This is a genomic window from Paraburkholderia fungorum, assembly GCF_046026025.1.
Classification (GTDB): Bacteria; Pseudomonadota; Gammaproteobacteria; order Burkholderiales; family Burkholderiaceae; genus Paraburkholderia; species Paraburkholderia fungorum_E.
In genome coordinates, this window is sequence record NZ_JAQQFL010000013.1 from 35934 (window position 1) to 62282 (window position 26349).

At 59.8% G+C, this 26349-nt stretch carries 26 protein-coding genes; 16 read left to right on the forward strand and 10 right to left on the reverse strand.

The features are described 5' to 3' along the window. Window positions 1-34 precede the first annotated feature (34 nt). Window positions 35-700, forward strand: coding sequence for a DNA-3-methyladenine glycosylase I (locus PQR67_RS16175; RefSeq protein ID WP_408460925.1), 666 nt, complete (start codon window positions 35-37; stop codon window positions 698-700). Between the two features lie 376 nt (window positions 701-1076). Here the strand turns inward: PQR67_RS16175 and PQR67_RS16180 are convergent, their stop codons facing one another. Beyond that, window positions 1077-1976 (reverse strand): LysR substrate-binding domain-containing protein, encoded by a 900-nt coding sequence (locus PQR67_RS16180; RefSeq protein ID WP_408460928.1) that lies wholly within the window; start codon window positions 1974-1976, stop codon window positions 1077-1079. A 120-nt stretch (window positions 1977-2096) separates the two neighbouring features. Here PQR67_RS16180 and PQR67_RS16185 point away from each other — a divergent pair, with 120 nt between their 5' ends. Together PQR67_RS16185 and PQR67_RS16190 are read left to right on the forward strand one after the other, a co-directional pair. Further along, window positions 2097-2879, forward strand: coding sequence for an SDR family oxidoreductase (locus PQR67_RS16185; RefSeq protein WP_408460931.1), 783 nt, complete (start codon window positions 2097-2099; stop codon window positions 2877-2879). A gap of 726 nt (window positions 2880-3605) precedes the next feature. Continuing rightward, window positions 3606-4022: an Imm70 family immunity protein gene (locus tag PQR67_RS16190; RefSeq protein WP_408460934.1), complete on the forward strand. Its 417-nt coding sequence runs from the start codon at window positions 3606-3608 to the stop codon at window positions 4020-4022. A 375-nt stretch (window positions 4023-4397) separates the two neighbouring features. On the opposite strand, the gene PQR67_RS16195 is transcribed toward PQR67_RS16190, so the two are convergent. Next, window positions 4398-5363: an SDR family oxidoreductase gene (locus PQR67_RS16195; RefSeq protein ID WP_408460937.1), complete on the reverse strand. Its 966-nt coding sequence runs from the start codon at window positions 5361-5363 to the stop codon at window positions 4398-4400. Between the two features lie 52 nt (window positions 5364-5415). Here PQR67_RS16195 and PQR67_RS16200 point away from each other — a divergent pair, with 52 nt between their 5' ends. Then, window positions 5416-6360, forward strand: coding sequence for an AraC family transcriptional regulator (locus PQR67_RS16200; protein WP_408460940.1), 945 nt, complete (start codon window positions 5416-5418; stop codon window positions 6358-6360). A 128-nt stretch (window positions 6361-6488) separates the two neighbouring features. On the opposite strand, the gene PQR67_RS16205 is transcribed toward PQR67_RS16200, so the two are convergent. Continuing rightward, window positions 6489-8438 carry an acid phosphatase gene (locus tag PQR67_RS16205; protein ID WP_408461281.1) on the reverse strand — a complete coding sequence of 650 codons (1950 nt, stop codon included), beginning with the start codon at window positions 8436-8438 and terminating at the stop codon, window positions 6489-6491. 284 nt (window positions 8439-8722) lie between these two features. Next, window positions 8723-9037, reverse strand: coding sequence for a winged helix-turn-helix transcriptional regulator (locus PQR67_RS16210; RefSeq protein ID WP_408460942.1), 315 nt, complete (start codon window positions 9035-9037; stop codon window positions 8723-8725). Window positions 9038-9169: 132 nt separating this feature from the next. Here PQR67_RS16210 and PQR67_RS16215 point away from each other — a divergent pair, with 132 nt between their 5' ends. Together PQR67_RS16215 and PQR67_RS16220 are read left to right on the forward strand one after the other, a co-directional pair. Continuing rightward, complete coding sequence (locus PQR67_RS16215; protein ID WP_408460945.1) at window positions 9170-9658, forward strand: carboxymuconolactone decarboxylase family protein; 489 nt, start codon at window positions 9170-9172, stop codon at window positions 9656-9658. A gap of 67 nt (window positions 9659-9725) precedes the next feature. Continuing rightward, window positions 9726-10040 carry a YdhR family protein gene (locus PQR67_RS16220; protein ID WP_408460948.1) on the forward strand — a complete coding sequence of 105 codons (315 nt, stop codon included), beginning with the start codon at window positions 9726-9728 and terminating at the stop codon, window positions 10038-10040. On the opposite strand, the gene PQR67_RS16225 is transcribed toward PQR67_RS16220, so the two are convergent. Both PQR67_RS16225 and PQR67_RS16230 read right to left on the reverse strand, forming a co-directional pair. Next, window positions 10012-10956: a DMT family transporter gene (locus tag PQR67_RS16225; RefSeq protein ID WP_408460951.1), complete on the reverse strand. Its 945-nt coding sequence runs from the start codon at window positions 10954-10956 to the stop codon at window positions 10012-10014. The two genes, PQR67_RS16220 and PQR67_RS16225, sit on opposite strands and share 29 nt — an antisense overlap. Before the next feature lie 325 nt (window positions 10957-11281). Beyond that, complete coding sequence (locus PQR67_RS16230; RefSeq protein ID WP_408460953.1) at window positions 11282-13189, reverse strand: DUF3857 domain-containing protein; 1908 nt, start codon at window positions 13187-13189, stop codon at window positions 11282-11284. A gap of 238 nt (window positions 13190-13427) precedes the next feature. On the opposite strand from PQR67_RS16230, the gene PQR67_RS16235 reads away from it, so the two are divergent. Then, on the forward strand, window positions 13428-13823 hold the full coding sequence (locus PQR67_RS16235) for a nuclear transport factor 2 family protein (protein ID WP_408460956.1): 396 nt from the start codon (window positions 13428-13430) through the stop codon (window positions 13821-13823). A 119-nt stretch (window positions 13824-13942) separates the two neighbouring features. On the opposite strand, the gene PQR67_RS16240 is transcribed toward PQR67_RS16235, so the two are convergent. After that, window positions 13943-14548: a TetR/AcrR family transcriptional regulator gene (locus PQR67_RS16240; RefSeq protein ID WP_408460959.1), complete on the reverse strand. Its 606-nt coding sequence runs from the start codon at window positions 14546-14548 to the stop codon at window positions 13943-13945. A gap of 128 nt (window positions 14549-14676) precedes the next feature. Between PQR67_RS16240 and PQR67_RS16245 the strand changes: the two genes are divergently transcribed. The 3 genes from PQR67_RS16245 (at window position 14677) to PQR67_RS16255 (ending at window position 17190) form a co-directional block, all read left to right on the forward strand. Beyond that, a complete protein-coding gene (locus PQR67_RS16245) occupies window positions 14677-15600 on the forward strand; it encodes an NAD-dependent epimerase/dehydratase family protein (protein WP_408460962.1) in 924 nt (307 codons plus the stop codon). Then, window positions 15597-15947: a DoxX family protein gene (locus tag PQR67_RS16250; protein ID WP_408460965.1), complete on the forward strand. Its 351-nt coding sequence runs from the start codon at window positions 15597-15599 to the stop codon at window positions 15945-15947. Before PQR67_RS16245 ends, PQR67_RS16250 begins: the two co-directional genes overlap by 4 nt. Window positions 15948-16191: 244 nt before the next feature. Beyond that, the gene (locus PQR67_RS16255) at window positions 16192-17190 is read left to right on the forward strand and encodes an AraC family transcriptional regulator (RefSeq protein WP_408460968.1); all 999 of its coding nucleotides are present in this window, start codon (window positions 16192-16194) and stop codon (window positions 17188-17190) included. Window positions 17191-17198: 8 nt separating this feature from the next. Here PQR67_RS16255 and PQR67_RS16260 read toward each other — a convergent pair whose 3' ends face one another. From PQR67_RS16260 to PQR67_RS16270, 3 genes are all read right to left on the reverse strand, one after another. Beyond that, on the reverse strand, window positions 17199-18830 hold the full coding sequence (locus tag PQR67_RS16260) for a 3-(methylthio)propionyl-CoA ligase (RefSeq protein WP_408461282.1): 1632 nt from the start codon (window positions 18828-18830) through the stop codon (window positions 17199-17201). A 207-nt stretch (window positions 18831-19037) separates the two neighbouring features. Further along, on the reverse strand, window positions 19038-19931 hold the full coding sequence (locus PQR67_RS16265) for a LysR family transcriptional regulator (protein ID WP_408460971.1): 894 nt from the start codon (window positions 19929-19931) through the stop codon (window positions 19038-19040). Between the two features lie 119 nt (window positions 19932-20050). Continuing rightward, a complete protein-coding gene (locus tag PQR67_RS16270) occupies window positions 20051-20659 on the reverse strand; it encodes a cysteine hydrolase family protein (protein WP_408460974.1) in 609 nt (202 codons plus the stop codon). 344 nt (window positions 20660-21003) lie between these two features. Between PQR67_RS16270 and PQR67_RS16275 the strand changes: the two genes are divergently transcribed. The 6 genes from PQR67_RS16275 to PQR67_RS16300 all read left to right on the forward strand — a co-directional run bounded on the left by PQR67_RS16275 (window position 21004) and on the right by PQR67_RS16300 (window position 26329). Next, a complete protein-coding gene (locus PQR67_RS16275; protein WP_408460977.1) occupies window positions 21004-21252 on the forward strand; it encodes a hypothetical protein in 249 nt (82 codons plus the stop codon). A 220-nt stretch (window positions 21253-21472) separates the two neighbouring features. After that, window positions 21473-21940 carry a rhodanese-like domain-containing protein gene (locus tag PQR67_RS16280; RefSeq protein ID WP_408460980.1) on the forward strand — a complete coding sequence of 156 codons (468 nt, stop codon included), beginning with the start codon at window positions 21473-21475 and terminating at the stop codon, window positions 21938-21940. Between the two features lie 42 nt (window positions 21941-21982). Further along, a complete protein-coding gene (gene epsC / locus PQR67_RS16285) occupies window positions 21983-22960 on the forward strand; it encodes a serine O-acetyltransferase EpsC (protein ID WP_408460983.1) in 978 nt (325 codons plus the stop codon). After that, entirely contained in the window at window positions 22957-23232 is a 276-nt protein-coding gene (locus tag PQR67_RS16290) for a helix-turn-helix domain-containing protein (RefSeq protein ID WP_408460986.1), read from the forward strand. Before epsC ends, PQR67_RS16290 begins: the two co-directional genes overlap by 4 nt. A gap of 108 nt (window positions 23233-23340) precedes the next feature. Further along, complete coding sequence (locus PQR67_RS16295) at window positions 23341-24273, forward strand: family 2A encapsulin nanocompartment shell protein (RefSeq protein ID WP_408460989.1); 933 nt, start codon at window positions 23341-23343, stop codon at window positions 24271-24273. Beyond that, window positions 24248-26329 (forward strand): family 2A encapsulin nanocompartment cargo protein cysteine desulfurase, encoded by a 2082-nt coding sequence (locus PQR67_RS16300; protein ID WP_408460991.1) that lies wholly within the window; start codon window positions 24248-24250, stop codon window positions 26327-26329. Before PQR67_RS16295 ends, PQR67_RS16300 begins: the two co-directional genes overlap by 26 nt. Window positions 26330-26349: the final 20 nt, after the last annotated feature.

A 26349-nucleotide genomic window follows, 5' to 3' on the forward strand; every position in this document is an offset into this window, starting at 1 on the left:
AAATGGGCAATGGAAACAAAGGAACGGGATTGAATTGGATACTAAAACGAAATCGGCTCGCAAAACCTCGCGGAAGAAAGCGAACGATTCAGCCGGTGCTGAAGCGCGGGGTGTCGTCATTGGCGATGACGGACTAGCCCGACCTCCATGGGCGGCGGTCGACGCCATGCTGCGCGCCTACTACGACACCGAATGGGGAATGCCGGTACGGGATGAAAGAGGATTGTTTGAGCGACTTTCTCTGGAGGCGTTTCAGTCCGGGTTGTCGTGGGCGACGATCCTCAGGAAGAGGGATGCATTTCGCGCGGCATTCTGCGACTTCGATCCCGACACGGTAGCGCTGTTCGATGGCGCGCAAGTCGAGCGGCTTCTTGCCGATTCCGGAATCATCCGTAATCGCGCCAAGATACTTGCGACGGTCAAAAACGCAGTCGCGACGGTCCGACTTCGTCAGGAAGGCGGTCTCGTCCAGTTCATCTGGTCATTCCAGCCTGCCAGTACGCCTCGTCCCAAAACGATCGACGAAATTCCCACCGTCTCGGAGGAGTCGGTCGCACTGAGCAAGGCGCTTCGTGAAAAAGGCTTTTCGTTCGTCGGACCCACGACCATGCATGCGCTCATGGAAGCTACCGGGATTATCGACACGCATTTGCTGGGCAGTCACCGGCGGGGGAGTTCCGGTGTCTGGTCGTCCGCGTGACGGGCAACAAGGGGTTGACAGCCTAGCGGCATCACGCCTTCTGAGTGGCCGTTATAGAGGAAGCTGATTGGCTGCTATGGGTCGACCTGAGCCGGCTGCCGTCAGGCTCAGGGCGGCCATGAACGGCCAGCCGACATACCACCGTGAATTGTTGCCAATCGCTAACTCATCTTCCCGCAATAGGAGTCCACCGTGCGAACCTTTGAGCTTCGGGTATCAGGATACGAGTTCGTTCTATCGCGCGTTCAGGGACGGGGAAGGCGTCACACCCAATCGGTGGCGCGAATTGAATGGGACGGACCGCGCCGCTGAACCGGGTTAGCGTCTTCAGGGAATCAGGCCTCGCAGCGCCCGCGACCGATGGTTGTCTGCCGACTCATGCCGACGCGAACAACGAAGCGGCCCAGTCCGCAAACACTCTGACCTTGGTGCTATGTCGTCGACTGGGCGGGTACGCAATGTACACCTCGAGCGGGTCTGGCCGCCATTGCGCGAGAATGGGAACAAGCTTTTTCTCCTCAATGGACGAGCGAACCATAAAGTCCATTGTGTGGACGATCCCCAGGCCAGCCAGTGCGGCTGCGTGGTGTGCGTTGCTCTCGCTGACAAGAACGTCATAGCGCACGCCGTCGAGCGCTATCCGCTCTTCTCCTCGGCGAAAAATCATGGGCTGCGTCATGCCCGTGCCTGCGGAGAAATATCCGACGACAGGCATGTTCTTATCCACGATTTCCTGCGGATGTTTCGGCCTGCCATGCTTCGCGAGATAGGCGGGACTTGCACACGTGATCCATGTAGCCGTACCGATTGGATGCGTAACGAGGTCGGGGTCGTTTGCCGTGCTTCGAATCGCACAGTCGATGTTTTCTGCGACGAGATCTGCGGTGCGGTCAGTGACGCTCAGTTGAATCCGTATCGTGGGATAGCGCGCGAGAAAGGCTGGCAATTGGGGAATGAGGATGCAACTGGCGGTCGATCCGCCAACGTCGACTCGTAGCGTTCCGCGTGGGCTTGCCTGCTCCCGGCCGAGCGTGGCTTCTAGATCGTCGAGTTCACTGAGCAGTTGCCTCGCGCGTTCAAAGTAAGCCGCGCCATCGCTCGTCACACTGACCCGCCGTGTATTGCGCTCAAGCAGTTTTACGCCAAGATGCGCTTCCAGCGATTTGACCCATTTGCTCGCAGTGGCGTTAGGCATGTTCAGAGAGAGCGCGGCCCGCCCGAACCCTCCTGTCTCGACAACACGGACAAAAACACGAATTGCCTGCAAATGGTCCATTTGCGCTTCCAGATTATTCACGTGTGTGAATAGAGTAACCACAATATGACTATTTATCTACCCATGTGCACAATATAAGCTGAGGTCATTCGTCCATGCAGGTAATCAAGGAGCCCTGAGATGACAGCCTCACCCTACGAGAACATTCATTCGACCAAACACGCTGGCAAGGTTGCGCTCGTGACCGGCGGCAGCACCGGAATCGGTCTGGCCACCGCCAAGCGCCTTGCGCTGGAAGGTGCCACGGTGTTTATTACCGGTCGGCGCCAGACCGAGCTGGATACCGCCGTATTGCAGATCGGTCACGGCGCGCGAGCGATTCGCGGGGACATCTCCTCTGCGGCCGACCTCAAGCGCATGGTGGAGACGGTGTCGGAGGCTCACCAAAGAATCGACATTCTCTATGCCAACGCGGGTGGCGGCGAATTCGTGCCCCTCGGCGAGATCACCGAAGCGCAATTCGACAAATATGTCGGCATCAACATGAAAGGCACGTTGTTCACGGTCCAAAGTGCGTTGCCGTTCATGCCTGCGGGTAGTTCGATCGTCATCACAGGATCGATCGCAGCGGTAAAGGGCATACCTGCTTTCAGTGTCTATGCCGCCACCAAGGCAGCCTTGCGAGCCTTCGCGCGCACGTGGTCAAACGATCTCAAAGGCCGTGACATCCGCGTCAACGTGGTCGCCCCCGGGGTCATCATCACGGAGGCCTACAAGACAGAACTCAAGATGACTGATGAGCAGATCGACGCGTATTCGAGGGAGGTCTCCGGGACGACTCCGCTTGGCAGGGTGGGCACGCCCGATGAGATTGCCAAGGCGGTTTCCTTCCTCGCTTCTGACGACGCCAGTTTCATAACGGGCACCGAGCTGTTCGTCGATGGCGGACTCGCGCAGGTCTGATCATTCTGCGCCGCGCTCACCCGAACGTGGGCGCGTCCTCTTAATGCGGCTACAGGTCATGCGGGTACAGGTTCGCTTGTCCGTTGGACGAAAGCGACACGTTCTCATCAAGATAAACTAGCACGGCGCGGTAGCCTCGACGAGGCTGGGAATTGCTCGATAGACTGGCCGTCATTTCTCGTCCGCACGAATGTGCTTCTCTGCAGGTTGCGAGAGCCAACGTCGGCAATATGATCCCGTCACGACGCACTTCCATGACGCTCCACGAAAGCCAGTTATCGAGTTCCTTGAACGACCGCTTTCGGCGGCCCTGAATGACTCAACCGGGTCGCGTGCAGCCGGTCGCGGTCGCCCGAGTATCGGGCGCGTGGGGCAGTGATCGGCCCCTTGCGGTCACTCGACATGGCTACATTGTTCGTTGACAATCCGAGGCAGGATGTTGCCGAAGATCTACATTCCGGAGACCACCATAGAACTCAAGAGAAGATACACCAGCTGGCAGGTTGTTCGCGGGGCAATGCCTGACGCTGAGAAATTCAACCGGATGTACCTAATTAAAAACGTCTCTGTGCTGCGGGCGACATACCAGATACGATTACTTGTATTTAAGGCAGTCGAAAGCAAGACGCAATTAGTCATTCGAGTACCGACAGCGTGTGTGTTCCATGAATCGCTTGAAGCGCTTGTGAATTCGTATAAAAAATCGGTCATTCGAGAGAACTATTAATGGGCCTTTACCTGTGTATCTTCGACGAGGATAGCGAAGAGATCGAGGGTGTTGAAGTGGGCTCTTATGCTGACTTCAACCTTCTTCGAGAGACTGTCACCACACTGGTCGAAGATGGAAGCCCCGGTACCCTTTGCCCTGTTTTGATCAAGCACTCAGACTGCGACGGTCAATGGACACCGAAGGAGGCGTCTCTTCTCCTGCGTGAATTCGATCTGATCCAGACCGCGTTTTCCAATGCTCCACCGATGGCATTCAACGCCGATTGGAAAAGGCACGTGGCGAAAAAGGTCGGCATCGATCCACAGAGTTTGCTTGACTGTTTCTTTGACATTGACGGCGAACCACTCATCGAACGTTTGCGCGGATTGGCAAAAGTTAGCATCGAAAGCGATGCGCCGATTCTCTTCCAATAGATCGAACCTGTCTTCCCTCTGCACGGTCTTTGCCGCACGCGTGCTTGAGCGGCCGTTCTCGGCAACTTCGAACGTCCCTAGTGGATCGACCTGCGCCGGTCGTCGTCGAGCTGAATTCGGCCAATCTCAGCCCTTCGATCGGCGCCCCGTTCGGACGGTCGACGATCCGCTTCACTCAGTTAAGGGACGTTCCGTTCACGATCTTGTTCGCCGCATCATTGGGTTTAATGGCCGTTGGTCCATCAGGAATTCAACGGCCGATAGATATGAATTGGTGCCGGTTACGGATTCGAACTGATCAGCACCGCTCCATTGCGACCCGAGCGTTCGACGTGCTTGACCGCGTCGACGGTCCACTCCTGGATTAGCATCACCTCACTTTCCTTCGATGAAGGCTCCCTGTTTCAGATCGGCAAACAACGAAGGGCAAGTCGGCTCCCATCCGAGTACTACACGGGTGCGGGCACTGGAGACAAGATTGTCGACCCCTATGAAGGGCGCAAGAAACCCGAAGTGTTTCGCTGCAAGTTTCTGGGACTTGCCGACGACGGGTACGTTCATACGCTCGCCAATCGCCTGAGCGATGTCACGAAATGGAATCCCCTGCTCGGCGATTGCATGGTACGTTCCGCCAGCTTCGCCCTTCTCGAGGGCGAGGCGAAACAAACGGGCCGCGTCATCACGATGGACAGAAGGCCAATGATTTTTCCCGTCGCCCAGGTAGGCGGATTCTTTCTTCTTGCCCGCGATTTCCATCAGCATCGTCGCGAGTCCTGCGCGCTCGGCGCTGTGAACGGTAGGCGGCAGACGGATCGCAGACGTTCTCACAGCACGCGAGGCGTACCCCGCCAGCGTGTCTTCTGTTCTGGCACGGGCAACCGCGTAAAACATGGGATCGTAGGACTGGTCTTCCGTTGCCAGTTGACCCTGATGCAACGCAAGAGACGCAAAAGGCACAACCAACGGCCTGTTCGACCCGACGAGGGTGTTGCCGAACATCTCGATCGCCCGGCGGTCTGCATCGACCGCCGCTCTCATAAATCGCTCGACAATCCGGTTGGGTGCGCCGCCGAGAAAGACACGAAGCCGGGTACCAAACGGCATGTGAGAGATCTGGTGGTAGAAGGCCGTATGAATGACGCCATCGGACTCGGATGCCGCCTGACCGAGGATATCCATATTTTCGATTGCCCCGACTTTAACTTGCGCGCCAACTTTGCGCAGTTTTTCACCAGAAGCGTCTGATCGGGCAAGGCCGATGACCTGATGACCTGCAGCCAGAAGTTCCTTCACCACCGCAAAACCAATGGCTCCAGTCGCACCGGTAACAAAAATCCGCATCGCAATCTCCTTTTTATTGAGACTACGGGATTGGATCAGTACAATCTATGCTATGAAGTCCACTTTAATATCGAGATCGTCCAGCATCGCGTCCGATCCGCTTTCTGATGTGCTGTCACTTCTCAACACACAGGGACACATGTCGGGGGGGCTGGATGCTGGCGGAGACTGGGCCTTTGCCTTTGAGGCGGATGGGTTCTTTCGTTGCTTCTCGCTGGTATCCGGGCAGTGCTGGTTGGCGCTGGACGGCAACGTGGAGCCCATTCGTCTGCAGGAGGGCGATTTCTTTGCGCTGCCACATGGACGCGGTTTTATCCTGGCAAGCAATCTCTCGATCCCACCCCGGAATATCCAGTCCGTGGTTGAGGCTCCGCTGAATGGTCGAATCATTTCATGGCAAGGCGGTGGGGGTTGCCATGCCTTCAGTGCGCTCTTTAGCTTCAAAAAGGAGTTCGCGGACTTCCTGCTCGGCGTGCTTCCGCCAATCGTGCATATTCGCGACGACCACGATCGCATGGTGCTGCGAGGCTATCTGGAGCGAATGATGGCGCTGCTTCGGAATCCACAGCCGGGCAGCGTCCTCGTGAGCGAGCATATCGCCGAGATATTGCTCATTGAAGTCTTGCGGCTCCATTTGGTTCATGAAGGGGGAGGTGGGACAGGCTGGCTTTTCGCGCTCTCGGACAAGCAGCTCAGGAAGGCGATCACGGCCATGCACGAACGCCCCGGTTTTCGATGGAACGTCCAACGTCTCGCGGAGAATGCAGGTATGTCGCGATCTGCATTTGCCCTTCGTTTCAAGACGAAGGTGGGGGTCTCCGTCATGGAATATCTCACTCGCTGGCGAATGCTCCTCGCAGCTGACCGGCTTGAGGGGTCATCTGATTCCGTCGCCACGATCGCACTTTCTTTGGGGTACGAGTCGGAGAGCGCTTTCGTCTTCGCGTTCAGGAGAGAGATGGGCTGCACGCCTCGCCAATACAGCCGCCAGGCATGACCCATCGCAGGATGGCCAAGAATCTATACCGCGACAATGCACGGCCGCTTTTGAGAGTCCCGAAGGACGGCAACGGGTCTGTCAGAGCCGTTGCCGTGCGACCTGCGGCGGATCGTTGATCCGTTCAGTCAGGAATCGAGATGGACCTGAACGCCACTTGATGTATAGATAGGCGTGGCGTTGAAGCCGTCAACAGCAATAGTCGAAAACTTCACGTTCGAACCGTTGCCACTTATCAGGCTGATCGTATCGCCGACCTTAGGTGTGAAGCCGTTGACGAACTTGACATGCAGCGTCCCCCCAACAACCGTAGTCTGAGCGCCCACCTTCATCGAGCCTTGCCCATTCGCGCCGATATCGAGTTCCAGCGTCGTATTCGCAAGTTGCGTGTATTTGCCGACCACGGAAACCACACCAGGCGCATTGATGACCAGGGTGCCCGCGCCAAGGTAGACGTCCCCGGTGCCGAACGCGGCCGACGAGTCCGCTTCGAGTGTACCGCCGCTGACCTGTGAGCCACCGGAGAAAGTGTTAGCGCCAGCCAGCTTGAGCGTTCCGTTGCCCTGCACGGTCAGCTTGCCGGCTCCTGAGATCGGATTGCGCCATGCGTCGGCTGCGTTGACGCCGCCCTGGCTGGCGTCCATGGACACGATGACGTTGCCGTTGAATGCGCCGTAGCCATCCGCTGCTGCAAACATGTTCAAACGCCCCCAGCCCTCACCATCGTCCATGACCGGATAGCCGGACGGGAGTTCGGTCGTCTTCAGCACGACCCGGCGCTGATCTGCGCTGAGATAGGGGAAACGGGTTTCAAGCAGCGTTTCTGCGCCCTTCGGAACGACCGGAGCGGCGTCGGTCGCCTCGATCTGCGAAAATCCAAAAGTCATGCGACGCAAGTAATTGGACTGATTGGTCGTGTAGTCGGCGAAGCGGTCCGTTGAGGTTGTGCCCGAATGCGCGAACGCATAGAGCGTGCCGCTCGTTGTGTTCGTCTGGGACATCAATGCGCTTTGGGCCTGCGCAAATGCCGAGGCCTTCAAGGAGGCGTTGGCCGGGTTGTAGAGGTTGGCCGCTACCACAGCCAAACCCTGCATGCGTCCACCGGTTACGTCGAGTGGCGAATGCATGCCCGCGATGATCCGGTTCTCTCCTAATTCCATTGCACGGCTCATCATTTCCTGAAAGCGCTGCGGAACCACGTAAGCCATGGCCATCGAGTCGCGCATTGCTTCGGCGGTATGGCCGCTGATGAAGCCGCCATCCGTCGCGGGCGTGGTGCTTTCGGCCGGTACCAAGGTGGGGTCGACTACCACGGAACTGCTCCACCGGAACGGTCTGGCGTATTTGTAGAAGCGCTTGGCGGGTTCGGTCGAACCGTTCGTGCTCATGGCATTGACAAAATCGACCACGGTGCCAAAAGTCGTATTGGTCGGACTGCCAACGCCTGTGTTGTTGCCTGCGTCGTTGTACAGCGTCGTGGTAGCGTTGGCCGGGATCGAGGTGATCGTCGTGGTTTGCTGCGTGAGGCCTAGCCATGCGCTGGTCAATGGCCCCATACCGTCGGTCACGCTGTATCCCTTGTTGCGGCGGTCGTCGAAATAGGCCGCGTCGGCCTGCGCCTGTGTACGGGAGACTGTTTCATTGACGACGAACTGCGTGTTCTGTCCCAACACGGCAGCATTGAGGATCGTGCCACAAGGCGTGCCCGAGTTGATGAGGCCCGAGCACGTGGAAGCGACCACGGCCGGGAATCCATCGATGGCCTGTGCCGAAGCGCCCGCGTCGACAATCATGGTTGACGGCTGCCACAGGTCGAGGAAGCGAGCGACAACGCGTACGCCGGCATTCGTATCGAGTGTCGCGAAGTGGGCGTCGTTTCGCTGATTGGACGCGGCATTGTCGACGAATGCAGGCACAGGAGGGATGGACGCACTGTCCACAAAGCCTGGATCTGCCGGCGGAGCGGGCACGACGGCCGCACTGCTTTGGACGTTATCACTGCTCCCGCAAGCACTCAGCGTCAGCACGGTGCATAGAGCAATGAAACTGGATAGAGGGCGGGGTAATCGAAACAACATAGGCGTCCTGATGTCGGTGGCAAAAGAGTCAATGGGGACGGATCTTGGGCAATCTAAGTGAAGCCCCGATGACATTCAGAACGTTTTGACGGTTTTAGAACGCGCGCAAGCCTCGATTGCGGTTGCAGTGATCTGGAATCATTGTCGCTTGTCCCCGTTCAACCGAAGCCTCGGAGCAGACGCTACCCAAGATATGGGCAATCGCATCAATGCGACACGCGCGTCAACTGGACAACGTCATGCCGCCACGCTCACGCCCTGAGTGAGAAGAGGCACGCCCGGTATCATTTGCACCAGGTCTGCGCCCAATCGTTTAGCGGCCGTAACGCGATCCGCAACGCCACCCCGGCCTCGGTCAGACAGTATCCCTGTCCGGCATGATCGATGAGCCCCGCCTCACGCAATTCCTTGAGGCGGGTATTGAGCAAGCTTGGATTGGTATCGGCCGCCTCCAGCAGTGCGCGAAACGTCAGCGGCTCGCCGCGCAATTCCCACAGAATGCGTAACGCCGCCCGCCGCCCCAGCAGATCGAGCGCGACCATGATCGGGCGGCCCGTCGTCGACCCGCGCACCGGTGTGCCAGTTTTCGGTATCTTCATGCTTTACTTTTCATAGCGATGTGATTAGGATTTGCTATGGAAAATATAGCACATGGAGGTGACATGCCCGCTCGTATCGCAGCCGCTCAGCCGCCGTTTCCGCCCGCCATTCATGAGCTCCTCGCGAAGACTATGCCGCCGGGCGTGCCGCCGCTTGGCCTCTTCACGACGATGGCTCGCGACGAGCGCCTGTTTGGCAAATTCTTCGCCGCCAGCTTGCTGGACCGTGGCCACCTGACACTGCGACAACGCGAGTTGATCATCGATCGAACCACTGCGCTGTGTCGATCCGAGTACGAGTGGGGAGTGCACATGGCCTTCTTTGGCGCACGTGCCGGCTTCTCGCCTGAGCAGATCGAGGCGCTGGTGCATGGCACCCCTCAAGACGAATGCTGGTCGGCCGAAGACTCAGCCGTCTTGCACATGTGTGACGCACTGCATCGCGATTGCAATGTCAACGAAGATTCATGGCAGGCGCTGCGCGCACACTTCTCAGAAGAAACAATCCTTGAGATGCTGATGCTGGCGGGTTTCTATCGAACCGTGAGCTATCTCACCAATGCTCTGCAATTGCCGCTCGAATCTTACGCGATGCGTTTTCCTGTCCGCATGGCAACCTGACGACCGCAATGGGCAGTCCGCAGAATGGAAGGATGTCTAACAGTTTTCACAACGCAGAGAGGTTTCGATGATCACCGTGATCACCTCGTTCAAATTGTCAAAGCCGATCACAAGCGAAGAGGCACGAAGCCTTTTTCTGAGTAAGGCCCCGAGATATCGAGGCGTAGCCGGACTTCTCCGCAAGTATTATGTCCTGTCGCAAGATGGGAGCACCGCCGGTGGAGTCTATCTCTGGCGTTCCCGTGCCGACGCTGAGGCGATGTACACCGAGAACTGGAGGGCAATCGCGCGGCAGACGTACGGTGCAGATCCTTCGGTCACGTACTTTGAGAGCCCTGTCGTGGTGGATAACGTCAGCGACCAGATTCTCTCTGATGCGTAACCTGAATCTTTACGTTCCGAGCCTCGCAACAGCAACGCAAACGCACGCCTTCGCGTGAATAGATCCGTGACGGAATAGTCATTGCGGCGACTCCCGCAACGACACATCCCAATCCCAGCCAGGCTGACGTAGACAACGATTCCCCGAGAAACACGATGCTTATCGCGACGCCAATGGGAACCCGCAGATAGGCTTGCGCCGTTGTACCCACCGAGCCCAGCGTTTGTACCAGTCGAAAGTAAATAACGAACGCCATCGCGGTCGAAAAGATCGCGAGCGCCGTAAGCGCCATGAGTGATTGCAACGAAGGGTGGAGTGTCCAGGGGCGGTCAACCACCAGACTGACAGGAACAAGCAGGATCGCGCCGACAATGAGCGAACCCGCAGCAGGAGCGGCTGGCGAGAGTCCTTTGAAGGACCGTCCGTAGATCGCCGCCGCTGCATAGCAAACTGTCGCTGTGACGATCGCCAATTGTGGAACAAGCTGCCGCCCAAGCCCTTCGAACGCGCTGACACCAACGACGAGGGATATACCGGCAAGCCCCGCGACGACGCCGAACAATTTGCGAGGTGTTATTTGTTCATGGCGGGTGATAAGCCATGTTCCGAGAAACGCCATGACAGGCGAGGCCGAATTCAGGATTGTCGCCAAACCGGCGTCCACTGAACGCTCGGCCCACGCAATAAGCGTGAAAGGAACAACACTGTTTAGCAAAGCCTGCACGAAAAAGCGCCGCCACACGGCCGGATCGCGTGGCATGGAAATGCGCCGGGCTGTCATCCAGAGCAGAAGGGCCGATCCGGCAATTAGCGTTCTTGCCGCGATAAGCGTGAGCGGAGGTATCGTAGAGACGCCGATTTTGATGAATGTGTAAGACGCTCCCCACAGGGTCGAAAGCGTCAGAAGCAGGATCAAGTCGAGAACGGCGTTGGGTCCGCTCGTAGTCGCTGTTCGTATCTGGGACAATTCGTTTTCGCAGTGACGGGGTTGGGATCTACGCGGCCCGTGGCCGCCCGCAGAGGGAATTATGCAAGTACCCCGGAGCGAATGTTTCAGCGTGGAGCGAAATGTGGATTGCCGCCACGCCAACCGTCACTTGCTGTTTTACGACTCGAGGTGACCGTTACCGAGAAATCTGAGCGGCCGTATCGGGTGGAACTGGATCGGTTGCCATCGGGCCAGGTTCGGATGGCCTGCCCGACGCTTCGCGTTCGCCCAGTCTACCGACCCGACAAATTCGTCATTGATACACGATCTGCGCCGCAAGGTCGTGCTTGATCGATGTCGCCATTCTTTTGAGCGCAGGGCACTCATCCGGCTGTAAAAACGGAGCGCCTGATGTCAGATCAAGCGTCCGCGTCACGGTCACCGTTTTGCCTTCGAGGGCATAGGAAGACGTGTAAGTACCAAACGGCGAAGTAACGGTTGCGGGCTTAGGAAGGCTCAACACCTTCATGGTGGCTGGCAAGTTCACTTTCGTAATTTCGCTGAAGTAGCCACCTTTAAACAGGAACGGGGTTTTGCGTCCACCCGATCCTAGCCCGTCGAAGGCGCTGGAGATATTGTTGATGCCACCCAATCCTCTTGGAACACGCATGGCGCCGGGGCCAGGGAAAGGGGTGTAGTCGGGTAGCTCAAACACACTCGAGAACGAGAACGCGTTCCAGAGATCATTAATATCGCCGTGAATGTAGTTTCCGGTTCCGTCCGTACCGCTCGCCGTCAGCAGCGCTTGCGCAAACGCTGGTTCAGAACCTGCGGGTAGCCGGGCAAAAATTGAACGTGCTATCCAGTCATATTCGCCGCGGTTTTTGACTTCGCTGTTGCCTCGAACCGTGCCGAGGCTGTCCAGCACGATCTCCGTCTTTACGATCACCTTGTCGGTGTCCGCGTGCGCAAGGGGAAGGGTGACGAGGCGGGTCTGTTCATCGCCGGTGCCCGTCAGCAAAGCCCGTTTTCCTTCCTCATTGAAAGGAAGGATGCCGAATCGGGCCGTGCCCGCTGTCGAGTCGACGTAGACGTCAAACTCGGGAATGTAGGTGATCACATGATTGAATACTGCCAGCGGGCTGGCGGCTGAAGGCAACCAATAGCGGGTATCCGCGTTGACAAGTACCGTGTTACTTTTTATGCCTTTCGCAGCCAACAGCGCCTGAAGGAGCGTTGTATGGTCTTTGCAATCGCCATAGCGCGCCTTCAGGACGTCTTGTGCGGTATGCGGAACCACGCCGCCGAAACCGAGAAAGACGGCGACGTAGCGAACATTCCGGCTGACCCATTGATAGATGGCGTCTGCCTGGTCTCGCCGGTCGGTGACTCCCATGGTGATTTCATTGGCCAGCGCCTGTATGTCGGGTGTAATGGTCGCTTGAGCCTGCGCCCGCGCGAGATACGCCTGCCCGAGCGCCTCATAACTGGGAAACGTTGTGACCGCTAGCCGTGGACTGCGATCATCGATGCTCGGCGCGAGGATTTCGCCAGGGTGTGCGGGCGCATCCTTTATCGACCAATGCCACGTCTGCTCGCCGTTGACATCTGCGGCAACCAGCCCGCCCGGCATATCAACGACGTCGGCATACAGTTTCATGGACGATGGCGCTTTTATAGTTACGCTGGCACTCTTGATGACTTTGTCGCTGGGAAACGAGTCATTGGCTGAAAATTGGCCGGGGAACAATGGGGTGACCTGCGTCTCACGCGTGCGCATCGTGACGGTCGCGCCAGGCTCGACGCCGGGAAAGACAATCGTTTTGACGAGGTTGTCATCGAAAGTGGGTGCATAGGCGCTCACCGGACTTGGACGGGTGAAGATCGCATGGGGCGAAACATCGATACGCACTCCGTCTCGAGTTGTTGTGTAAGCCTCGACGACATCGAGTTTCCGGAATTCTCTGCTGTATCGATATGAAACCTGACCGTAGGTTCTAACCCCCTCGTCATTTTCAATGCGAATTGACCTTGTTTGATCGTCTGTCGACGTGCCATCGCGATTCACCGTGTAGATACTCTCATCGGACAAGACGGTCACCGGAGGATCAAAATTAGCGGCGAAAACGATCGTGGCATGCGCGGTGATCGCGGCCGCTATGAGGTGTGCCATGAACCGGCCAACGATTGAATTTGACCGATCGTTTTGCGCAATCAGCATGCGGTTAATCTCGCTTGAATTATATTTTTCCTCTTTCGAGGTGCCGAATCAGGAAACTACCACGGCGACGAGCATGCCACCAATGATTAGTGTGTGCGCATGTAATTCGATTGACAGCTCCTTCAGTCAATTCACCGGGTAAAGGCAAAAAGCGACCAACAGAAGACGTTCGACGCGGGCGGCCGAATCGCCGACAATCTCGAATCACAACTCTTTCAATTTGCCAAATGCCGCAACGATGACAGTAGACACTAACGATATCTCGCTACTCGTCCGTAAGTTTTGGACGCTCATGGGTTCAAACGACTTTGCATCCGTGCAGGCGGTGTTAGGTGAGCAATTCATCCTTGAATGGCCCCAGTCGAACGAACGCATCCGTGGTGCCGCGCGGTTCGCACAGATGAACTCTGAGTACCCGGCGCAGGGTCCATGGCGCTTCGCAGTGAACAGAGTCATCGCTAACACGGTTAGCGAAGCGGTATCCGATGTGACGGTTACCGATGGATCTATGACCGCGCGAGCCGTATCGTTTTTCTCAGTCGAGGCCGGCAAAATCACCCGCATCGTTGAATATTGGCCGGAGTCGTATGCTGCCCCCGCCAATCGTGCGCATCTTGTCGAGCGCATCGAGTAGGTCACCGCGTTTCGCCGGCGTCGCGCCAGCCAGACCACCGCCGCGAACCGGCCATGAACGGCCCTTCGAAAGTATTGCGCTGCGCACGCAGCGACACTCTCCAATATACGCGGCGTTCCCTAGCGAAGTGCAGCCGCTACCGCCTCGTCAATCTGCAGCGCAAAGCGTGCATCAACATCGGGCACCGTGTAGCCAATCGACAGTTCCAGATACGCGTCGCCTAGCACCAACTGAACGAAGGTCGCTGCCCGCAATGCAGCAGTCGATTCGTCAAATCGCTTTCGCAGAATTTTTGCGGCAAAGGCACGCACGACCTTTGCACCATTTTCGTAAAACACCTGGCCGAGTTCCGGAAGACGCTCGGCCTCGGCAACGATGGCCCGGTAGAGCCGCAGAAAATCCGGCTCGATAAGGCTTCGTGCCAGCACCCAGCCCAGCTCGCGCAACTCCGCTTCGGGTGCGCCATCGGATTGCTCGCCCAGAGCGCTGGCAAGCAGCGCGCCCTCCTGAGCGCACATCGTGCTCACCAGACCCACGAAGAGCGCCTCCTTCGACTTGAAGTGGCGGTAGACCGTCTGTTTGCCGACGCCGGCGGCCGAGGCGACATCGTCCATCGTTGCCAGGCCGAAACCCTCGCGTAAGAAAACGGTTTTCGCGCCGTCGAGGATGGCGGACCGCTTGCGGCATTGCAGCGGGCTCAGGCCGGAGAGAGAAGAATTGTCCATGCGAGATAAATAACAGATCGTCGAGTAGTTGACAAGACTGGGCAGTCTCGTTTAGATTCACCAAAACGAGACCGGTGAGTCTCGTTTGTATGACCATTCAACTTCGTAGCCAATCATTGGAGAACGCTTTGAAACTGTTCATGACAGGTGGTACGGGCTTCATCGGGCAAGCGGTCGCGCGCAAGGCAATCAGCCTTGGCCATCAGGTGACGGCGCTGGTGCGCGATGACAGCTCGGCGGCCGCCGGCGCGCTGGCGCGTCTCGGTGTGACACTGCATTCCGGCGATCTGCGCGAGCCGCAGTCTTTCGCTGCGGCTGCCGGTGCCGCAGATGGCGTGGTGCACACGGCGTCGACCAACGATGCTTCCGCCGGTGCTGCCGATGAGACCGCGGCCGTAGCGATGCTTTCGCATTTGCATCCGGGCGCGGCGTTCGTTTATACGTCGGGCACCTGGGTCTATGGCAACACGGAGGGGGAGCCCGCGACCGAAGCATCGGCACTGAATCCGACGCCACTCATCGCCTGGCGGCCCGCAGTCGAGCAACAGGTGCTGGCGCTGGCAGCACGCCGCTCGATTGCCGCGGTAATCCTCAGGCCGGCGATGGTGCACGGCTACGGTGGCGGCGTCTTCGGCATGCTTGCGGGCATGGCCCATCAGAGCGGCAGTGTGAATGTCGTCGGCGATGGTCGCAACCACTGGCCTGCCGTGCACGTCGACGATCTCGCCACGGCCTACGTGAGCGCGGTGGAGCGGGCGGCAAGCGGGGACGGTCGAGTCGCGGGACAGATCTTCAACGTGGTCGCGGAAGATGCCGTTGCCGTTGCCGACATGGGCGAAGCGATTCGGGTCTCGATCGGCGCCGGTCGCGTCGAATTTTTACCGCTCGACCATGCCCGCCAATCGCTTGGACCGTTCGCTGACGCACTGGCGCTCGACCAGACGGTAAGCGGCCAGCATGCTGTGCGAGTTCTTGCGTGGAAGCCCCATGGCCCCGGCCTGATTGCGGACCTCTCCGAACAAACGCACTTTCAGTCAGGCAACGGAGCATGACCATGGCGTGGGATAGTGCATCTTTCGAATCGATTCTCGCGATGATCGTAGCGGCTCTGTTCGCGGTTGCCGGGGTGGTCAATCTCGCGGGACTCGGCGGGGTGAAGCGCGACTTCGCGCGCTGGGGTTACCCGGCATGGTTTCAGTTGCTCTGTGGCGCTCTCGAGCTGCTCGGTGCAGCACTGCTTCTTGGACAACAAACCAGAGTTTTCGGCCTGACGCTCGTCGGTGCGATTATGATTGGCGCGCTCTTCACGTTGCTACGAAACCGGGAGTCGTTCCGGCATCTCGCCCCTGCGCTGATCTTCTCGGCTCTCATTGTGGCGACCGTGGCGTTGCGCGCTTGAGGCTTGCTCGCCACCAGGACTACGCCGCGCCGGCAACGGCGTTCGGCGCATTCAGGCGTGAGCAATGTCGCTCAATACCGGCACGAGGCGTTACCGTGTTTCGCACATTCTTTAAAGGACAAAGTCATGACCAGCTTCATGTACAACCGGAACCTGGCCGATCCCGACGGCCCCATCCGGGAAGCGATCTGGATGAATCCGGCGGCCATGGGTGGCGGCGCGCAGTGACCGGCGAATAACACCATTGAACTTTCTTGCCACCACCGTCCCGATCTCGCTCGTCAACGGCGTTCTGGCCAGTGCGGACCCCGCCGCGGTAGAGCGTCTCGCTGAGCAATCGGGTATCTCCCGTGAACTGCTGCACGCGGCGGGCGCCCGGGTGACGCAGGAGCAGTTCGCCACGCTTTACCGGATGCTCGCCAGCGAACTGGACGATGAAATGCCAGGCATTTTCAGTCGGCCACTCCGAAACGGGACGTTAAAGTACCTGTGCTTGAGCCTGCTCGATGCATCGCGGCTCGATGTCGCAATGCATCGGATGGGACAGTTCCTGCATCTGATTCTCGATGAATTCAGGCTGGAAACACGTCGTGAAGATGAGCTTTGCCGCGTCGAACTCGTGGCAAATCCGCAAGGGCCGACCTCCACCGCGCTCGCGCGCCAACTCATGCTCAAGTTCGTGCATGGGTTGGCGTCGTGGCTGATCGGTCAGCGGATCCCATTGATCGAAGTGGAGTTCGATTTTCCGCGTTCGCCGAGTGCAGGTGACTATCTCTATCTTTTTCCGGGTCCTGTGCGGTTCAATTGCCCGAGGACTTTCATGTGTTTCGAGGCGCGCTACCTCGACATGACGATCCGTCAGCACAAACCCGATCTGAAGAAATTTCTAGCGCGCGCGCCGGAAGACTGGATCTTTGTGTCATTTGCCGAACAATTGGCCAGCCATCGTGTTCGGCAATATATTTCCAGTTGTCTTCCGCACATTCCAACCATCGAGGTGGTTGCGCGCGATCTGCATTACTCCGTCCGTACGCTGTGCCGGCGCTTGTCTACCGAAGGTACGACATTCCAGGCGGTCAAGGACGAACTGCGCCGTGACATTGCCATTCAGCGTCTCACACGCTCGGCCGACGCGATTCGCGCCATTGCCTATGACGTTGGTTTCGACGACCCGACGGCGTTTCATCGGGCGTTCCGTCATTGGACCGGCAGCACGCCTCATGCATATCGTCAGCCGGTTTGATCATGGCGCTACAGGGAAGGGGCGCACGTGCTGACTAGATGTTTGCCGAAGCGCTGCCGGAGCGCGAGCTTCTGTAGCTTTCCGGTCGCGGTGAGAGGCAGCTCGGAAACAAACACGACGTCGTCCGGAATCCACCATTTCGCAACCTGTCCGTTGTAGAACGCCAATAATTCCGGCGCACTCAACGTACTGTCAGGTTGACGCACCGCGATCAGCAAGGGGCGTTCGTCCCACTTCGGATGCTCGCAGGCAATGCAGGCGGCCATGGCGATTTCCGGATGCGACATCGCGATGTTTTCCAGTTCGATGGAAGAGATCCATTCGCCGCCGGATTTGATGACGTCCTTGCTGCGGTCCGTAATTTGCATGTAACCATCGGGGTCAATCGTCGCCACGTCGCCGGTAGGAAACCAGCCGTCTTGCAGTGCAGACTGGTCCACGCCAAAGTAGTGTTCCATCACCCAATGGCCGCGCGCCATCAGGTCGCCAGCGGACTTGCCGTCCCACGGCAGCTCCTGGCCGTTCGCGTCGACGATTTTCAAGTCGATGCCGGCCACCGCGTGCCCCTGTTTTGCGTCGATGCGCGCGCGCTCGTCCGCGGGCTTGTCCGCGTAGCTTTGCAAAGGCGTACAGACGGTGCCGAGCGGTGACAATTCCGTCATGCCCCATGCGTGTATCGCGGTAATGCCACAATCGCGCAAGGACGCGGCCAGTTGTGGCGGGCATGCCGCCCCGCCCACGACCGCGCGCTTGAAAGCTCCACTGCGCTTACCCGTGCGGCGCATATAGTCCACCAGTCCGAGCCAGATCGTTGGCACACCTGCAGAAAAAGTAACCCCTTCCTGTTCGAAGAGTTCGCACAAGGAATCGCCGTCGAGCCTGGCGCCCGGCAGGACCAGTTTCGCCCCGACCAAGGCGGCGGAAAACGGCAAACCCCAGGCGTTCACATGGAACATTGGCACGACCGGCGCGATGGTGTCGGTCGCCGAGAGGTTGAGCGCATCCGGCATCACCGTTGCGTAAGCCATCAGCGTAAGCGAACGGTGCGAATACAGCACCCCCTTGGGATTGCCGGTCGTGCCCGACGTGTAGCAGAGAACGGCGGCTTCGCGCTCATCGAACTGAGGCCACGTGAAAGTCCCGGTCTGCTCGCTGAGCAGGGTTTCGTAGCTCTCCAGTGGGACTGCGAACGTCTGCGGCAGTGTCGCGCTGTCGCATAGCATGATCCACGTTTCGACATGCGGGCACTGCGGGGCAATCTGTTCGACGAGTGACGCGAACGAGGCGTCGAAACAGACCATCCGGTCGCGTGCGTGGTTGATGATGTAGGCGATCTGTTCGGGGAAGAGTCGTGGATTGATCGTATGACAAACTGCGCCAATGCCGGCAACCCCGTAATACAGCTCCATGTGGCGATAGCCGTTCCATGCGATCGTACCGATACGATCTCCCGCGACGATACCGCGCTTCGTCAACGCGCCTGCGAGTTGCATGGCTCGCGTATGGCAATCCCGGTAGGTGTACCGGTGGATGTCACCCTCGACACGACGCGACACGATTTCAACCTTACCGGCATGGCGTGCCGCTTGCTGAAGCAACGACGACAGCAACAACGGCGCATACATCATCTGGCCAGCCATGTTCATGAACTTGTCTCCTCACTCAGTCTTCAACCACGATCTACCGCGTGGTTCTCGCGGATCATTCTAGTGAGGAGCGGGTGTTTGAACATTGGCACACCCGGCCGATTGATTGACAAAATCTGCCAATCCGCGGTTATCAGCGGCGCGTGTGGGTACTCGCCGGCGATGGGCCTCGAAGTTTGTCGGGCAAGGCTGGCGGCCGCGTCACCGCTCGCGATAGTGCTCGACCATATGGTCAACGAAGGCGCGCACCTTTGGCGCAACATGGCGCGTGTGCGGGTAAAGGGCGTAGTAGTGACGCACCCCGAGGGAGTAGGCGGGAAGAATCTGAACCAGTTGGCCGCGAGCCAGATCGGTCTGAACGGTATGCCGCGTGAACGCCGCGACGCCGGCACCGGCCAGCGCGGCGGCATACAGCGCGGTGATCGCGTTCAATGACAGGCGGCCGTTCAGATCGACATGGACCGGTGCGCCGCGGCCGGAGGTGAGCACCCATTGGTCCGTCGCATTGGCACCCGAGAAGCTCAGCAACGCGTGTCTGGCGAGTTGCCCGGGGGTGCGTGGAAGCCCGTGTTGTGCCAGATAAGCGGGGGAGGCGACGAGGACGACGTCCGACACCGTCAAGGTTCGTGCAATCAGGCTGGTGTCTGCAAGGGGTTCGCTGATACGCAGTGCGACGTCGAAACCCTCTGCGACGAGATCGACAAATTGATCGCCGCAAGACAGGTCGAGCTGGAGGTCGGGGTAACGTTTCTGGAACGCCGGAAGCCAGTCGCCCAGTTCAAGCGTGCCGATGGCAAGGGGTACGCTCACGCGCAACCGGCCTGCGACCCTTTGATGTTCGCCGGCCATCGCCTGGGTTGCCGCATCGACACGTTCGATAACGTCGACGCTGGCCGCGAAGTAGCGCTCACCCGCGGCGGTGAGCGCGAATCTCCGCGTGTTACGGTTGATCAACTGGACACCGAGCGTGGCCTCGAGCTGCTTGAGCTGGCGCGATACGGTCGAATGCGACGTGCCGAGCCGTTCGGCGGCAGCCGAAAATCCCTTGGCATCCACGATGCAGCGGAAGACCCGCATGGCGAGCAGTTGATCCATGAATCGAGCGCGTTGTCGAAGCGTCGGATGCTACCACGGCCTCCAGATGGAATCGCGCGGCATCGCGCCGGGCATGGCGCGACTAGCGCGAAAAAGCATGGTCGGCTTCGCGAGGGGTATTACGAAGTCAGTGACAGCACTTCGCGTGTGCTCATCACGGAACCAAAGGTATCCGCGATCCCGGCCAATGCACTCAGGTGCAACATCTCGTGCGGGACGCTTGCCGTGTCGTTGAACGCGATGTCGCGAGTCGCGCACGCGTCCGCCGCCACCACGACTTCAAAGCCCGCAGGCACAGCATCACGCGCGGCGCCGGCAACGCAGGCATGTGTCATCAGCCCGCATATCACGAGGTGGGTGATGCCATCGGCTTTCAGCGTCCGCGCCAGATCGGTACTGGCAAACACACTGACGGACGTCTTCGTGATCAACCGATGATGGGCTTTCGGCTGGATCTCCAGACAGATTTCGGCAAACCGGCCGTTGGCGGCGAACAAGGGCGACTCTGCCGGCGCGATGTGCTGCACGTGCACCACATTCCAGCCATGGTGATCGGCGTATTCGACCAGGGCGCGTGCGTTTTGCAAGGCGCTCGTGCCGTTGGGAATCGGCAACGAGCCGGTGAAGTACTCGTTCTGGAAATCGATGACCAGCAACGCGGTCGCGTGGGCCGGCAAAGAAGTCGGCGTACCGGCACCGAGGATGCTACGCAGTGTGCGCTTCGACATGTTCATGTTCCTTTCGACTGACTGGGAAGGAACGCAGTCTAGGGGCCGCGCGTTGCCGCTACAACGCCGCGCGCGTCACAAGTTCTGTGCACGAGGTGCACAGGTTGTCGGCGGTTCAGGTTCTAGTCCTGCTGCGCCAGGACCGGATGCGCGGCGTAACGGCTATTGATACTTACGCCGCGTACACGGCGCATCCATGCAGCGACTGGTACGGCCAGCCACCGTCCCACGGTCTATAGGATCTATAGGGCCTTTCTCCGAAAACCAATCCACAAAAGCTTGTTTGCGATTCCGTATCCAGGTCGCTAGATTCATTCATATCGCAATGAATCGACGGAGGTCGCATGACCACACTTTCAGCGACGCTTATCTGGGGCGGACTGCGGCATCCTGTGCGAAGCCTGCAGAAGCAATTGTCAAAACGCGCGCCCGTCCTGTCTGAGCAATCTTCAGACAAGACGGCTGCCGCGACTTACACATCCCCATCGCCCGAGCGGCTCGAACGCATTGCGGCTTACGCGCGCTGCGGCTATTTCCATATGGAATACACCGCCGGCATGTTTGTCGTGCCGCTCGAGATTCCCCGGGAATAACCCGCAACCCGGCGCTCGCGCGGCGGGTCCGCCACGGGCAGGCGGTGCAGGGCGGCGCCAAGCAGGAGCGACCGAACCGATGCTTCTTTAGAAATCACAATTAATTGGTTCGGCTTGCGCTCACTCTCTTTCATAGTGTCTTCTGATGGCTATAGGCGGTTGCACTCGCAGATGGCTAAGACCCGCGCGATCGGATTCGCGCGATATCGAAGGAGACGTCATGACGCTTGAACTCGCAGAACGAACCACCCACACACTGCTTGAAGCCGCCCGTTCGAAAGCCGCTGAAGCCGCTTTGCCGTATGCCGGCGGCCTGTCGCCGCAGGATGCATGGGCGCTCGTCCAGGCCGGCGACGCCGTGCTGGTGGATGTGCGCACCGCCGAAGAACGCAAATTCGTCGGACTCGTGCCGGACAGCGTGCATGTCGCATGGGCGACCGGCACGAGCCTGACCCGCAATCCACGCTTTGTGCGTGAGCTTGAAGCCAAAACCGGCAAGGATGCCGTTGTGCTGCTGCTGTGCCGCAGCGGCAACCGCTCGGCGCTGGCCGCCGAGGCCGCGGCGAAAGCCGGCTTCACGCAGGTATTCAACGTTCTGGAAGGTTTTGAAGGGGAGCTGGACGGTGCGCAACGGCGCGGCGCCAGCAATGGCTGGCGCTTTCATGGACTGCCGTGGATTCAGGACTGACGGCCTGATGGTTCACGCTGCACTTTTCGGGGAGTAACCGCTGTGGCTGTGTTTGATGTCGATGAGATTGTCCACGCGCTTCAGACGGTCCGCCAGCAATGGCGCGAAGTGCAGAAGCGCTCGCTGGAGCCGGGCGGGCGAGAATTGCCGGGGCGCGAAGCGCTCTCGGAGATCATCGAGACGCTCAAGGGCGTGCTCTTTCCGATGCGGCTCGGGCCGCCCGATCTGCGTCAGGAAAGCGAAAACTTCTACGTCGGCCACGCGCTCGACGCCGCGCTGCATGCCTTGTTGAGCCAGGCGCGTCTGGAGCTTCACTACCGCAGCCGTCACCAACCGCCGCCCGGCGCCACGATCGAGGCTCAGGCCGGTATTGCGGTGCGTGCTTTCGCGGCGCGTTTGCCGGCGATTCGCAGCTTGCTCGACAGCGACGTATTGGCGGCGTTTCACGGCGATCCGGCAGCAGGCAGCGTGGATGAAGTCTTGCTGTGCTATCCCGGCATCCTGGCGATGATCCACCATCGGCTCGCGCACGAGCTGTACGGGCTGGGGCTGCCGCTGCTGGCACGCATCATCGCCGAGCTCGCGCATGCGCAGACCGGTATCGACATTCATCCCGGCGCGCGGATCGGCGCGGGATTCTTCATCGATCATGGCACGGGCGTGGTGATCGGCGAAACGGCCATCATCGGCGAACGCGTGCGGGTCTATCAGGCTGTCACGCTGGGCGCGAAACGCTTTCCGCGCGACGCGCAGGGTCATCTGGAAAAGGGCCATGCGCGTCATCCGATCGTCGAAGACGACGTCGTGATTTACGCGGGCGCGACGATTCTTGGACGCGTCACGCTCGGGCACGGCTCGGTGATCGGCGGCAACGTCTGGCTTACGCAGGATGTCGAGCCGGGCACGCACGTAACGCAAGCGGTATCGCGCAACGAAGGCACCGGCGCCGCCGCGGTCCGCGAGCGCGCGCCGCGCAATCACGCAGACGCTGAGCCTGTCGCGGCTGGAGCCACGCGATGAGTGTGCTCGTCAGGGACTTCGGCGCCGCGGTGCGGCGCTTTCGCGAGGCGTCCGGCTGGTCGCAGGAGCAATTGGCCGAGCACGCCGGACTCAACCGGTCTTATGTCGGCGAGATCGAGCGCGGTTCTGCTATCGCGTCGATTGTCACGCTCGACAAGCTGGCCCGCGCTTTCAACGTGCCGGTCGAACGTCTGCTCTGTCATTCATCCGACAGCGTTGACGTCGCCGCGCTCTCGCATTCCGCTCGCGTCGATCCGGTATCTGCCCCTTAGACCGCCTCGTTGCCGTCTATAGCATGTTGAACGGCTGCGGGCGCATTCCGATAATCACTTTCGTTCATAAGCTTTCCCGTTTTTCTTCTATCAAACCCGGAGCAACAGATGACAGCAACAGTGGGCGGCCTGACGGCGCTCGGCGATAGCGCAGCACGGCAACTAGCCAATGCCACCAAAACCGTTCCGCAACTCGCAACGATTACGCCCCGCTGGCTCACCCATCTGCTGCAATGGCTGCCGGTCGAGGCAGGCATCTATCGCCTCAACCAGGTGACGAATCCTGAAGCCGTGAAGGCGGCCTGCACCGCGCGTGAAGATGAGAGCATTCTGCCGCGCACCTTCGTGCCTTACGACGAGCAGCCGCGCGAATACTTCCTGAATGCCGTCAGCACGGTGCTCGACGTGCACACGCGGATCTCGGATCTGTACAGCAGTCCGCACGATCAGATCAAGGAACAACTGCGGCTCACGATCGAAACGATCAAGGAGTTGCAGGAAAGCCAGTTGATCAACAACCCCGACTACGGCCTGCTTGCGAATGTGGCCGAAGAGCAGCGCGTGTTTCCGCTGACCGGCGCGCCGACGCCCGACGATCTCGACGAATTGCTGACCAAGGTATGGAAAGAGCCGGCGTTTTTCCTGACGCATCCGCTCGCGATCGCCGCATTCGGCCGTGAATGCACGCGCCGCGGCGTGCCGCCGCCGACCGTCAGCCTGTTCGGTTCGCAGTTTCTGACGTGGCGTGGCATTCCGCTGATTCCGTCGGATAAGGTGCCGGTGGCCGACGGCAAGACCAAGATTCTGCTGCTGCGCGTGGGCGACAAGCGCCAGGGCGTGGTCGGCCTGTTCCAGCCGGGTGTGGCCGGCGAACAGGGTCCGGGTCTGTCGGTCCGCTTCATGGGCATCAACAATCATGCGATCGCTTCGTATCTGATCTCGCTCTATTGCTCGCTCGCGGTGCATTCGCCGGACGCGCTGGCGGTTCTCGATGACGTGGAGATCGGCAAGTACCATGACTACCCAGACACCTACAAGTAAGCCCATGGATAGCGTCCTGCCGCACGATGTGCCGACGGGTCCGCCCGCGGGTTTGCCTGATCCGGCGACGTTGGCGTCGCTGGCCAATGCGTTTTTCTCGGCGCTGCCGGGCAACGCGCCGCAGGTCGGCGGTGCGCCTAGCCTGGCAGCCACGCTGCCGCTCACGGCGCCTGTGACCAGCGAGATCAGCAATCCGGCCCCGGCCGGTTCGCCGCTCGCGGGTCCGGGCGGTGCCGGCACGGGCGTGCCGGGCGCCGCGTTGCCGCAGGGGCATCTGCCGGGCGGCAACCTGTTGCCTTCGGCACCCACGCATGTGCTGTCGTTGGGCAATCGCGCACCCGCGCTGGCGCCTCATGCGCTCGCGCAGAACGGCTTGCCGGATAGCGCGGTGACCATTGCGCCAGCACTCGACCCGCGCTTTGGCGGGGCGGCGCTGGGCGTGCCTGAGGGACACGGCGCGCAGCGTCCGTCCGCGGGTGGTGCAGCGCCATTTGCCGCGCCTGCGTCGCCGGTCTCCACAGGGTCCGCGTCGCCTTTCTATTTCCTGGGCGAAACGGGACAGGCTCAAAGCTTGAGCGTGGCGTCGCCGGACATCGTCGTGCCAGGCTGGCAGGAAGTGAATGCGCAATCGTTCGGCCTGCCTGGTGTCGACGAACCGCTTGCGGAGCAGCGCTTTCCATACGACCGGCCGTCTGCTTCACAAGCGGCGCCGGGTACGACGCCGGCGCAACACAGCGGCGGCTCGCATTACTTTCTGAATCTGAATGACGGGTCACGCCTGGCTGGGCAGACGCCTCACGCGCAGGACAGCGTGCCGCATGCGGGGCCGTCAGCCCATCCGCCATTCGATGTGAATGCGATTCGCCGGGACTTTCCGATTCTGCAGGAGCGCGTGAACGGCCGCCAGCTGGTGTGGTTCGACAATGCCGCGACTACGCACAAACCGCAGGCGGTGATCGATCGGCTGGCGTATTTCTACGCGCATGAAAACTCGAACATCCATCGGGCGGCGCATGCGCTGGCCGGTCGCGCCACCGATGCGTACGAAGCCGCACGCAGCAAGGTACAGCGTTTCATCGGCGCGGCGTCGCCGGAAGAAATCATCTTCGTGCGCGGCACCACCGAGGCGATCAACCTGATCGCGAAGACGTGGGGCGTGAAGCACGTCGGCGAGGGCGACGAGATCATCGTCTCGCACCTGGAGCATCACGCCAACATCGTGCCGTGGCAGCAGCTTGCCGCCCAAACCGGTGCGAAGCTGCGTGTGATTCCGGTCGACGACAATGGCCAGGTGCTGCTCGACGAATACCGGCGGCTTCTCAATGACCGCACGAAGATCGTGTCGGTCACCCAGGTGTCGAACGCGCTGGGCACGGTGGTGCCGGTCAAGGAGATCGTCGAGCTGGCGCATCGGGCCGGGGCGAAGGCGGTGGTGGACGGCGCGCAGTCGGTATCGCACATGCGCGTGGACGTGCAGGCGCTCGACGCCGACTTCTTCGTGTTCTCGGGGCACAAGGTGTTCGGTCCGACCGGCATCGGCGTGGTCTACGGCAAGCGCGCGATTCTTGAGGACATGCCGCCGTGGCAAGGTGGCGGCAACATGATCGCGGACGTTACCTTCGAGCGCACCGTATTCCAGCCGCCGCCGAATCGCTTCGAAGCAGGCACGGGCAATATCGCCGATGCAGTGGGTCTCGGTGCGGCGATCGATTACGTGCAGCGCGTGGGGATCGAGAATATCGCGCGTTATGAACACGATCTGCTGGCGTACGCGACGAGCGTGCTGCAACCGGTGCCGGGGGTTCGGCTGATCGGCACGGCACGCGACAAGGCCAGCGTGTTGTCCTTTGTCTTGAAGGGTTACGAGACCGAGGAAGTCGGGCAGGCATTGAACGAAGAGGGCATTGCCGTACGCTCCGGTCATCATTGCGCACAGCCGATCTTGCGGCGCTTCGGTGTCGAAGCCACGGTGAGGCCGTCGCTTGCGTTCTACAACACCTGCGATGAAGTCGACGCGCTGGTGTCGGTGGTGCGCCGGCTGTCTTCGCGGCGTTAATAAAAAGCGGCGGCCTTTCA